The 11,357-nt window shown below is 67.8% G+C and carries 8 protein-coding genes and 1 pseudogene; 8 read left to right on the forward strand and 1 reads right to left on the reverse strand.

Annotated features, from left to right (window positions below; genetic code table 11):
* The first annotated feature begins 65 nt into the window (after positions 1–65).
* Entirely contained in the window at positions 66–656 is a 591-nt protein-coding gene (locus OG876_RS27525; RefSeq protein WP_328519532.1) for a TetR/AcrR family transcriptional regulator, read from the forward strand.
* Here the strand turns inward: OG876_RS27525 and OG876_RS27530 are convergent.
* Positions 649–1,599: a nucleoside hydrolase gene (locus OG876_RS27530; RefSeq protein WP_328519533.1), complete on the reverse strand. Its 951-nt coding sequence runs from the start codon at positions 1,597–1,599 to the stop codon at positions 649–651. The two genes, OG876_RS27525 and OG876_RS27530, sit on opposite strands and share 8 nt — an antisense overlap.
* Positions 1,600–1,615: 16 nt before the next feature.
* Between OG876_RS27530 and OG876_RS27535 the strand changes: the two are divergent.
* From OG876_RS27535 to OG876_RS27565, 7 genes and pseudogenes are all read left to right on the forward strand, one after another.
* Positions 1,616–2,209, forward strand: a pseudogene (locus tag OG876_RS27535) (glycerophosphodiester phosphodiesterase); the annotation flags it as partial.
* 391 nt (positions 2,210–2,600) lie between these two features.
* Positions 2,601–4,313, forward strand: coding sequence for a GH39 family glycosyl hydrolase (locus OG876_RS27540; protein WP_328519534.1), 1,713 nt, complete (start codon positions 2,601–2,603; stop codon positions 4,311–4,313).
* The gene (locus OG876_RS27545) at positions 4,310–5,197 is read left to right on the forward strand and encodes a dihydrodipicolinate synthase family protein (RefSeq protein WP_328519535.1); all 888 of its coding nucleotides are present in this window, start codon (positions 4,310–4,312) and stop codon (positions 5,195–5,197) included. Before OG876_RS27540 ends, OG876_RS27545 begins: the two co-directional genes overlap by 4 nt.
* Positions 5,194–6,897, forward strand: coding sequence for a dihydroxy-acid dehydratase (locus OG876_RS27550; protein ID WP_328519536.1), 1,704 nt, complete (start codon positions 5,194–5,196; stop codon positions 6,895–6,897). Before OG876_RS27545 ends, OG876_RS27550 begins: the two co-directional genes overlap by 4 nt.
* A 257-nt stretch (positions 6,898–7,154) precedes the next feature.
* Positions 7,155–7,649, forward strand: a complete 495-nt coding sequence (gene nrdR, locus OG876_RS27555; protein ID WP_328519537.1) for a transcriptional regulator NrdR — start codon at positions 7,155–7,157, stop codon at positions 7,647–7,649.
* 166 nt (positions 7,650–7,815) lie between these two features.
* Positions 7,816–10,629, forward strand: coding sequence for a vitamin B12-dependent ribonucleotide reductase (locus tag OG876_RS27560; protein WP_328526969.1), 2,814 nt, complete (start codon positions 7,816–7,818; stop codon positions 10,627–10,629).
* Between the two features lie 180 nt (positions 10,630–10,809).
* A complete protein-coding gene (locus tag OG876_RS27565; protein ID WP_328519538.1) occupies positions 10,810–11,244 on the forward strand; it encodes a hypothetical protein in 435 nt (144 codons plus the stop codon).
* The last annotated feature ends 113 nt before the right edge of the window (positions 11,245–11,357 follow it).

Genomic DNA, 11,357 nt, shown 5'->3' on the forward strand with positions numbered 1-11,357 from the left:
TCGAGTAGGCTGTCTAATGTCGTTAGACAATAGCTGCTCAGCTCGAGAGCCGACAACGAGGTTCAGTGACCAGACGCGATCCGTCCTCCCATGCCGCGGCCGGCATCTCGACCGCCGCGATCGCCGACGCCGCACTGGCTGTCATCCGCGCCAGTGGCGTCGACGGTCTCACCATGCGCACTGTGGCCGAGCGCCTGCAGGTCCGCGCCCCGTCGCTGTATCACCACGTCCACAACAAGTCCGAGCTCCTCGACCTGGTCGCCCGGAACGCGTTCGACCAGTTCACCGCGGACAACACGGCGTACGACGAACTCGCCAGCGTCGACGAGTGGATCGCGGTCACCAAGGCCGGCGCGCTCGACCTGCGAGCGTTCTACGCCGAACACCCCGGCTTGGCCGGCCTGATCCAGTCGAAGGCCACGCCCGACCGCGACCAAGGCGAAGGCTCACGCGCCGAGTTGGTGCGCGCGCAGATCCAGTCGCTCATCGACCTCGGCGTACCCGAGTCTCAGGCGCGCCACATCTTCGAGGTGAGCGCCCGGTGGACGTTGGCTGCCGTGGTCGCCGAGTCCCCAGGCTCCACGGATCTCTTCAGCGATGGCCTCGATCTCTTCCTGGACGGGGTGCGCGCCCGTCTGCGGGAGTTGGCTACTTGACCGTGTCCAGCCACAACTGGGCATAGCGAGCGCCGTCGACCGCGGTCGCGACCTGTACGGCGGTCGACGACGGCCCGTGGGGATCGCTACTGCGATCCGCGGACCAGTCCCGCGTGTCGACGATCGTGCGACCCCGGGACCAGCTCCCCGCCAGCTCCACCCGCAGCGGGAAGTGCTGAGTCGTCAGCCCGGACGGATCGATCACCGCACACACCGCGCCGCCGTCACCGATGCTCGCCCCGTCGGAGTTGTAGAGCTCGCTCCGCCTCTCGATCAGCTTCCGCGCCAGTTCCGCCGACGGTGATCCGCCCAACCCGCGCGCCTGGTCCAGCGAGATCATCACGTCGTAGAAGACATCCAGCCCGTACATCGTCACCGGTACGCCGAGCTCCCCGGCCGCACTGAGCACGATCGCGGCCGCCTCCGGGTCGGTCCAGATGTTGAACTCCGCCGACGCGGTCGCGTTCCCGATCCCGGCCGCACCGCCCATGAACACGATCTCGCGGAGTCCCGCGGCCGCTTCGGGGTAGGTGCGCAGCAGGAGCGCGATGTTCGTCATCGGTGCCAACGGGATGAGCGTCACCAGGTCGCCGGTGGTCGCGGCGTCCCGCAGTGCGTCGCGCAGTAGCTCGACCGCATGCCGGGAGTCCGTCGTACGGGTGGATCGCGGCCAGTCGAGATCGCCGAGCCCGTCGACGCCGTGGACATGCGGAGCGGCCCGCACCGGCTGGAGCAGCGGTAGCGCGGCGCCACGAGCGACCGGAACGTCGGGCCGGCCAGCAGCCTCCAGCACGGTCAGCGTGTTGATCACCACGTCGTCCAGTCCGACATTGCCGCCGACGCAGGTCACGGCCTTGAGGTCGAGCTCGGGGTGCCGAGCGGCCAGTAGGAGGGCACAGGCGTCGTCCAGTCCTGTGTCGACGTCGAGAATCACCGGCTTCATGGCGCCATCCTCACGCATGCCGGGTTACATCCGGAGTTGGCGGTCAGTTCATCACCGGCTTGAGCGGTGTTCGCGTCGCCTTTCTACGGTCGATGCCTGTGACCCTGACCGTCGCGCGGCCCGCGCGGGAGTCGTTCGTTCGCGAGCCCGGAGCGCCGCTGCTCAGGTGGCCGAGTTGGATGCTGGGTCGTGGTTCGCGCCCGGGTACGCCGGTCTGCGGGTGCCGACGCTCGCGTCGCAGCTTGACGGGTTCGTGGCACGTGGTGGCAATCTGCTGCTCGAGATCAAGGGAGCGCACCCGCGCGAGTCGGTCGCGCGGATTGTCGACGAGATCCACGGTCGCGGGATGAGCCGCCGGGTGTTCGTGCAGAGCTTCGACCCGCAGCACCTCCGCTGGGTCCGCGAGTTCGCTCCCGAACTGCCGCTCGGTCTGCTGCGATCCACGCTCGATCCGGATCCGCCGGCGATCGCGAAGGATCTCGAGTTGTCGGCGTACAACCCGTCGGAGGCCGCGTTCGGGATCCGGCCGGACATCGTCGCCGACCTGCACGCGGCCGGGGTCGCGGTCAACGTTTGGACTGTCGACAATCCGGCCAGCTGGAACGCGCTGGAGCGGGCTGGTGTCGACGGCATCATCACCAACCGCCCGGCCGAGCTGGCCGGCTGGAACGCGGCGTTCGGCCAGCGGGTCGAACCGGCTGCGACGATCCTGAGCCCGGCGGCGGGGGGAGCGGATCGAGCCGGGACAGCGCCTGCGAGTTGCCGTCGGCAACAATTCGCCCGCGCCCATCGCGATCACGCTCGACGGGATCCCGGTCGTCAACGGCGCCTTGATCGACCCGGTCCGGCTGACGGCTGGGCAGCACAGCGTGACGGCGACCGTCGCGGGATCGACAGTCGAGATCACCTTCGAGGTGATCGCGCCGCGCTTGTAGGCTGGCTCGGAGCTGTTTATCGATACAGCGCTCGTGCTATGAGCAGCACCGGACCGAAAGGCCGATATGACTCAGAACGCCTCGCCCAGCGCAGTGCAGCGACTCGCCTACGCCCCCTCCGACCCCGAGGCCACACCACTCCGCCAGGCACGTGTCACCGTCGACGCAGCGCACGACCTCGGCGTACTGGACCGCCCATGGGCGAGCCTCGGATACGACGAGATCAACTGGACCTACACGCCGCAGGGACGCCGGACCCTGCGGACCATCAGCGGCTTCGCGGAGACGCCGTACCACGTCCGGCCGCACAACATCTTCAACAGCGGCACGGGGCTCGGCCTGCCGCACTGGGGCAGCGGCAACGTCTACCACGAGGACGCGGACGGCAAGCCGTACTACGACTTCACCATCGCCGACCTGACGTACGACGCGATCGTCGGCGCCGGCCATCATCCGCTGGTCGAGCTCGCGTTCACCCCGCTCGCACTCGTACCGGAGGAGGCGAAGACGGACTTCGCCTTCGAGGGCAGTCCGAGTCAGTACAGCGCCTATGAGGCCGGCTGGTGGTCCTATCCGCCCAAGGACTACGCCAAGTGGGGTGGGCTGGTCGCGGCACTCGTCGAACACGCTCTGGAGCGGTACGGCGCTGACGAGGTCCAGCACTGGCTCTGGGAACTGTGGAACGAGCCCGACATCTCCTACTGGCGCGGTACGCCGGAACAGTTCCACGACCTGTACGACGTGACGGCCAAGGCGATCCGTGGTGTGTATCCATCGGCCAAGGTCGGTGGACCCGCGGTCACCGGCGGCGACGAGGGCGCGGTCTTCCTGCGCGGCTTCCTCCAGGCCTGTGCCGACCGCGACCTGCCCGTCGACTTCGTGTCTTTCCACACCAAGGGCTCGCACTTCACTCCGTGGCGCACGTACGGCCCGATCGGTGCCCCGGCGCCGGTACAGCAGTCGCCGTCGACCCCGAAGATGCTCCGCGAGATCGACCGCGCGCTGGCCGTCATCGAGGAGTTCCCGCAGTACGCCGGGCAGCCGGTGATCGTGGACGAGTGCGACGCGTCGGTCCCGGCACACTGGGGGATCTACGACAACGCGAACTTCGCCTATCGCAACAACGAGTACTACCCGGTGTTCCAGGCCAAGCTGATGAAGAAGGTGCTCGACCTCAACGCGCAGCACACCGCGAAGGTGCACGAGGCAACCACCTGGAGCTTCTCGATGGAAGGCGAGCGGTACTTCGAGGGCACCCGGAGCTTCGTCACCGCGGCCGGCATCGAGAAGCCGCTGATGAACGCCTACCGCGCCTTCGCCCGCCTTGGCCGGCGCCGGTTGGCCGCCAGCTCGGACCAGGCCGCGGACATCTCGGATATCAGTGCCCTAGGCAACGGTCTTCCCGAGGAGATCGACGTCATCGCCGGTTCCGACGACGACGAGATCACGATCCTTGTCTGGCGCCACACCGACGACCAGTACGCCGCTGACCCGGCCACGGCCCGCGTCGACCTCGAGGTGACCGGGCTGGATTCCGGCCCGTGGACCGTTCAGCACTTCCGGATCGACCACAGTCACAGCAACAGTCACACGATCTGGCAGGAGCTCGGGGCGCCCCAGGATCCGACGCCTGAACAACTCGCCGCCATCACCGCCCGCCAAGGTCTGGAGCGATTCACCGACGATGTGGTGGTCGAGATCGACGGCGGCTTCACGATGCCGTTGGACCTCCCGCGACCGGCGCTTAGTCTCGTCGTGCTGAAGAGGGGAGCGGTATGACTTTGGATCCCGGCGTGTGGGGCGTGTTGGCGACTCCGCTGAGCGCGGACGGTTCGGCCGTCGACACGGAATCGCTGGCGCGACAGGTCCGGCACTACGAGTCGATCGGTGCGACCGGGCTGACCGTGCTCGGCGTGTTCGGCGAAGCGGCCCGGCTGAGCCCCGCCGAGCGACGCACTGTGGCGGAGACGGTGGTCGCGGCGTCGTCCCGGCTGCCGCTCGTCGTCGGGATCAGCTCGCTGGAGCTCGACGAGGTGTGCGCGGAGGCCGCCAATGTGCTGCCGGCAGTCGGTTCCCGCCTCGCCGGACTTATGGTTCAAGTGAACTCCAGTGATCCCGGTGCGCTGAGCAACCATTTGAATGCCGTTGCCGAGCGCACCGAATGCCCGATCGTGGTCCAGGACTACCCGGTCATCACCGGCATCCGGATCACGACCGCCGAGCTGATTGCCGCCGTACGCGATGTGCCGTCGGCCGTCGCGGTGAAGTCGGAGTCGTCTCCGAGCCCGCCTGCCGTCGCCGAGTTGGCGGCCGGACTCGACGTACCCATCTTCGGTGGCCTCGGGGGCACCTGCCTGCTCGACGAGCTCGCCGTCGGCGCGGCCGGCGCGATGACAGGCTTCTCTGTCCCGGAGGGCCTGATCGCGTGTGTGACGGCGTACCGCGACGGCGGTTTCGACGCTGCTCGCGAGGTGTGGCGGGACTACCTTCCGCTGGTCAACTTCGAGTTCCAGGCCGGGATCGCGCTCGGTCTGCGCAAACACAGTCTCGTCCGGCGCGGCTTGATCGCGTACGACGCCGTCCGGGCGCCGGCCGCCGTACCGCCGGAGAGCATGTTGCGGCTGCTGGCCGAGCACCTGCGGAACACGCCTGGCGTGTCATGAGCGGCATCTACCGCGGGCTGGTGAGCTACGGGGATCCGGAGTTCTCGCGGTATCTGCGGCGCGCGTTCCTGCACGCGAGCGGGCGGTCGCCGGAGTCGCTGGAGCGGCCGGTGATCGGGATCGCCACGTCGACCAGCGATTTCAACCCGTGCCATCGGCAACAGCCGGAGCTGGTGAAGTCCGTTGCCCGCGGCATCATCGCGGCCGGCGGGCTGCCGATGGAGTTCCCGACGATCTCGCTGGGCGAGAGCTTCCTCGAACCTACCGCGATGGTCTACCGCAACCTGATGGCGATGGACGTCGAGGAACTCGTCCGCGCTCAGCCGATGGACGGGGTCGTGCTGGTCGGTGGGTGTGACAAGACCGTGCCGGCGCAGCTGATGGGCGCGTTCTCGGCCGGTCGTCCGGCGATCCAGCTCGTCACCGGGCCGATGTCGACAGGCCGGTATCAGGGCGAGCGGTTGGGCGCATGCACCGACTGCCGACGGTTCTGGGCGCGCTACCGGGCCGGTGAGGTGCCGGAGGAGGAGATCGGTCGCGTGGAGCGGAACCTGGCGACCACAGCCGGGACCTGTGCGGTCATGGGGACCGCGTCGACGATGGCCTGTCTGGTAGAGGCGCTCGGCATGGCGTTGCCGGACAGTGCGGCCGCACCGGCGGTGCACGCCGACCGCTTGCGGATCGGCGAGGCGACGGGTGCCGCTGCGGTGTCGATTGCCACGGCCGGCCGTACGCCGGACCAGATCGTCACGGCAGCCTCGATTCGCAACGCTCTGCGGGTGCTCCTCGCCATTGGTGGATCCACGAACGCGCTGATCCACCTCACCGCCATGGCCGGACGACTCGGGCTCCGGGTCGATCCGGCGGAGTTGAACGAGTTGAGCGAGACCACGCCGGTCCTGGTCGAGCTGAAGCCGACCGGTGCGCACTACATGGAGGATCTCCATGCGTCTGGCGGACTGCCCGCCGTACTGCGTGAGCTGCGGGATCTGCTCGACCTGTCCGTGCTGACGGTGACCGGCGAGACGCTGGGGGAGCGGCTCGGTGACGGGCCGGCGTGGGTGGACCGGGACGTCGTACGGCCGCTGAGCACGCCGAGTCGGCCGAAGGGCGGGCTGGTGTGGTTGAGCGGGTCACTGGCGCCATCTGGTGCGCTGATCAAGCGGTCCGCCGCGGACCCGGCGCTCTTCGAGACAACCGGCCGTGCCGTGGTCTTCACGTCGCTGGAAGACCTGGCGGCCCGGATCGACGACCCAGACTTGGACGTCGAGCCGACTGACATCCTGGTCCTGCAGAACGCCGGTCCACTCGGTGCCGGCATGCCCGAGGCCGGCTACCTCCCCATCCCGGCCAAACTGGCCCGTCGCGGAGTCCGGGACATGGTCCGCATCTCCGACGCCCGCATGAGTGGTACGGCGTACGGGACGATCGTTCTCCACGTCACTCCGGAAGCGGCCCTCGGTGGACCGCTGGCGCTGGTACGCACCGGCGATCGCATCCGCCTCTCGGTGGCCGAGGCCCGGCTCGACCTCCTGGTCCCACCCGACGAGCTCGAGACCCGCAGGGCCGCTCTCGCGCCACGCCGTACCCCTGGGCTCACCGGTTACCGGCGGTTGTTCCGCGACCACGTTCTGGGAGCGGATCGGGGCTGCGATTTCGACTTCTGCCTACCGGCCGGGGAGCCGATCGCGGGACCGTAGTTTGCGCCTCCGCGGGCCTGTTGCGGTGGCGCCACGCGGGAGTACACGGGGTCGCGCGGGTGTTGGAACAAGGAGACGCGCGCGAGATTCGAGCGTTCTTGCAAACTGTCGGAGCAGCGATCTAGGATCCCTAGATGTAGTGGTTACACGGGTGTAATTTTCCACAGGTAGTGGTTGGTTGCACACAGGTCATACACAGGTTGTCCCCAGGCTGATCCACAGACCGCCCCCTCGGCGGCCGACGGGAGGAGTGATTCGTGCACTGTCCGTATTGCCGGCACGCCGACTCCCGAGTGGTCGACAGCAGGGTGGCCGAGGACGGCGGAGCGATCCGCCGCCGGCGGCAGTGCCCGGTCTGCGAGAAGCGGTTCACCACCGTCGAGCAGATGCAGTTGACGGTCGTGAAGCGCTCCGGCGCGACCGAGCCGTTCAGCCGGGAGAAGGTCATCAACGGCGTCGGCAAGGCCTGCAAGGGCCGGCCGGTGGACGTGGACGCACTGGCCCGGCTGGGCCAGAAGGTCGAGGACGCGCTCAAGGCGAGCGGCTCGCCGGAAGTGCCCGCGCACGAGGTCGGACTAGCGATCCTCGGTCCGCTGCGGGAGCTGGACGAGGTCGCCTACCTGCGGTTCGCGAGCGTCTACCGGCAGTTCGAGTCCGCGGACGACTTCGAGACCGAGATCGCGCTGCTGCGGGCGGAGAAGGAGCCTCAGGGCACCGAGCCGCGCCCGCTGAAGCCGACCCAGCAGACATAAATCGGGGACTCAGCACCATCTGCAACACCTGGCGCTACTCAACGGGGCGGTCCCGACAGACCGCGGCGGTACAGACACAGGGCGAGGAGCAACCATGACAGAGACGGTGACCGGCCACTCGGGGTCGACCAAGAGGTCGGCGGCCGGGTTCCGCAGGGGCAAGAACGTGCCCGCGGGACTCACCATCGAGCGCATCTTCACCACCGAGGGTGTGCACCCGTACGACGAGGTGACCTGGGAGCGTCGCGACGTCGTACAGCAGAACTGGAAGACCGGTGAGACCGTCTTCGAGCAGCGCGGGGTCGAGTTCCCCGACTACTGGAGCGTGAACGCGTCCACCATCGTCACCACGAAGTACTTCCGCGGCGCGGTCGGTCACGACAACCGCGAGTGGAGCCTGAAGCAGTTGCTCGACCGGGTCGTGAAGACCTACCGCAAGGCCGGTGAGGAGTACGGCTACTTCGCCACCCCGGCCGACGGCGAGGTGTTCGAGCACGAGCTCGCCTGGATGCTGCTGCACCAGTACTTCAGCTTCAACTCGCCGGTCTGGTTCAACGTCGGGACCGCGTCGCCGCAGCAGGTGTCGGCCTGCTTCATCCTCGCCGTCGACGACTCGATGGACTCGATCCTGAACTGGTACAAGGAGGAGGGCCTGATCTTCAAGGGCGGCTCCGGCGCCGGTCTGAACCTGTCCCGGATCCGTTCCTCCAAGGAGCTCCTGCAGTCCTCCGGCGGCACCGCCTCCGGCCCGGTCTCGTTCATGCGCGGCGCGGACGCCTCCGCCGGGACGATCAAGTCCGGCGGCGCCACCCGACGCGCGGCGAAGATGGTCGTGCTGGACGTCGACCACCCCGACATCGAGGAGTTCGTCGAGACCAAGATGCGCGAGGAGGAGAAGATCCGCGTGCTGCGCGACGCGGGCTTCGACATGGACCTCGGCGGCCGCGACATCACCTCGGTGCAGTACCAGAACGCCAACAACTCGGTCCGGGTCACCGACGAGTTCATGCGGGCGGTCGAGGAGAAGGGCGAGTTCGGGCTGCGGGCGCGGCTGGACAACTCGGTGATCGAGACGGTCGACGCGCGTGAGCTGTTCGACAAGATCTCGCATGCCGCGTGGGCCTGCGCCGACCCCGGCCTGCAGTACGACGACACCATCAACGACTGGCACACCACGCCGGAGACGGGCCGGATCACCGCGTCCAACCCGTGCTCGGAGTACATGCACCTGGACAACTCGTCCTGCAACCTGGCGTCGCTGAACCTGATGAAGTTCCTCCGCGACGACGACCTGTTCGACTCGGAGAAGTTCGTCAAGGCCGTCGAGCTGATCATCACCGCGATGGACATCTCGATCTGCTTCGCCGACTTCCCGACCGAGGCGATCGGCGACACCACCCGCGCGTACCGGCAGCTCGGCATCGGCTACGCGAACCTCGGTGCGTTGCTGATGGCAACGGGTCACGCCTACGACTCCGACGGTGGTCGCGCACTGGCGGGCGCTATCACGTCGCTGATGACGGGCACGTCGTACCGGCGGTCCGCCGAGCTGGCCGGCGTCGTCGGCCCGTACGACGGCTTCGAGCGGAACAAGGACGCCCACACCCGGGTGATGCGCAAGCACGCGGCGGCCAACGACGCGATCCGGACCGTCCACCAGATCGACAAGGACGTGCACAAGCACGCGACCGCGGCTTGGGACGGCGTACTGAAGATCGGCGGTAAGAACGGCTGGCGGAACGCGCAGGCCTCGGTGCTCGCGCCGACCGGCACCATCGGCTTCATGATGGACTGCGACACCACCGGCATCGAGCCGGACTTCTCGCTGGTCAAGTTCAAGAAGCTGGTCGGCGGGGGCTCGATGCAGATCGTCAACCAGACGGTCCCGCGGGCGCTGCGCCAGTACAGCTACACCGAGGAGACGATCGAGGCGATCGTCGAGTACATCGCCGAGCACGGTCACGTCGTCGACGCGCCCGGCCTGAAGCCGGAGCACTACGAGATCTTCGACACCGCGATGGGCGAGCGGGCCATCAAGCCGATGGGCCACGTGCGGATGATGGCGGCGGCGCAGCCGTTCCTGTCCGGCGCGATCTCGAAGACGGTGAACCTGCCGGAGACCGCGACGGTCGAGGAGATCGCCGATGTCTACTTCCAGGGCTGGAAGCTCGGCCTGAAGGCGCTCGCGGTCTACCGCGACAACTGCAAGGTCGGCCAGCCGCTGGCCGACGCGAAGGCGAAGAAGGCCGTCGCGGCCGAGGCTGCCGTCGCCGAGAAGATCGTCGAGAAGGTGATCGAGTACCGGCCGACCCGCAAGCGCCTGCCGAAGTCGCGGCCGTCGCGGACCACGTCGTTCTCGGTCGGCGGCGCCGAGGGCTACATGACCGCCGGCTCCTACCCGGACGACGGTCTGGGCGAGGTCTTCCTGAAGATGGGCAAGCAGGGCTCGACCCTGGCCGGGGTGATGGACGCCTTCTCGATCGCGATCTCGATCGCGCTGCAGCACGGCGTACCGCTGGAGACCTACGTCCAGAAGTTCACCAACCTGAAGTTCGAGCCGGCCGGTCTGACCGACGACCCGGACGTCCGGATGGCGCAGTCGATCATGGACTACATCTTCCGCCGCCTGGCCCTGGACTACCTGCCGTTCGACGAGCGGGCCGCCCTGGGCATCTACTCGGCGGACGAGCGGTCCCGGCAGCTCGACACCGGCTCCTACGAGCCGGCCCCGGTCGAGGTGTCCGAGGCCGAGTCCCTGAAGTCGGTCGAGCCGGTCGCTTCGGACGTCGCCGACAAGCCGGTCGAGGCGGCCGCCGCGAAGCCGGTCAAGGGCGAGGCCCACACCACCGCCGAGATGCTCGAACTGATCACCGGCACCTCGGTCGACGCACCGCTCTGCTTCACCTGCGGCACGAAGATGCGCCCCAGCGGTTCCTGCTACGTCTGCGAAGGCTGCGGCAGCACCTCCGGCTGCAGCTGACCACCAGCTGAAAGCACCACGGCCCCCGGGAACTTCCCACATTCCCCGGGGGCCGAGGTGCGCCAACAAATGTTCGGGGGTCAACCGGCAGTGATCAGGCATTTCGGAGGGGTGTCCATGCGACTTCGACGGCCTGCCGAGGAGGCGGATCGGGTATCTGTCGATCCGAGGGATCAGCTTGTGCTGGACGAAGCCCGGCGTGCAATCGATCAGCAAAAGAAGGATCTTGAAGGACTTCGGAGCCGTGCTGGTACGACGGCTGGCTACGCGACAGTTGTTGCATCAGTCCTTGGCGGGCTGTCTCTTCGCGATGGCACCCACCCCACAGCCTGGACCTGGACGGGCTTTGCGGCTCTGGCCGTGGCGGCCGCGGCGTCCGTATTCGTGCTGTGGCCACGCACGCTCACGTTGGCTCTGGACATCGAGAAGATGGACGGCAGGATCGACAAGGGTGACGGCATTGCAGTCATGATTCGTGATACGTCCCTGGCGCTGTATCGCGATCGGAAAGCCAATCAACGCGTCCTCAACCGCCTCCACAACGTCTATGTGTTGAGCCTGTTCTTCGTCCTCATCGAGCTCTGCTTCCTACTTGTAGATTTAGCGAGGAGATAAGTCATGCCTGGTAATGAAACCAAGCCGGCACCGGCGCCTCGGCCCGCTCCGAACCCTATGCCCGGCTCGCCCGAGAAACATGGTCACCCCAGGCCCGCCACTCCTGCCGGCCC

It is taken from the genome of Kribbella sp. NBC_00359, assembly GCF_036097425.1.
Lineage (GTDB): Bacteria > Actinomycetota > Actinomycetes > Propionibacteriales > Kribbellaceae > Kribbella.

Bases quoted from the DNA above. Each gene is read 5' to 3' on its own strand.
- OG876_RS27545 (WP_328519535.1), top strand. From the start codon at position 4,310: ATGACTTTGGATCCCGGCGTGTGGGGCGTGTTGGCGACTCCGCTGAGC.
- OG876_RS27530 (WP_328519533.1), bottom strand. From the start codon at position 1,599: ATGAAGCCGGTGATTCTCGACGTCGACACAGGACTGGACGACGCCTGT.
- OG876_RS27550 (WP_328519536.1), top strand. From the start codon at position 5,194: ATGAGCGGCATCTACCGCGGGCTGGTGAGCTACGGGGATCCGGAGTTC.
- OG876_RS27540 (WP_328519534.1), top strand. From the start codon at position 2,601: ATGACTCAGAACGCCTCGCCCAGCGCAGTGCAGCGACTCGCCTACGCC.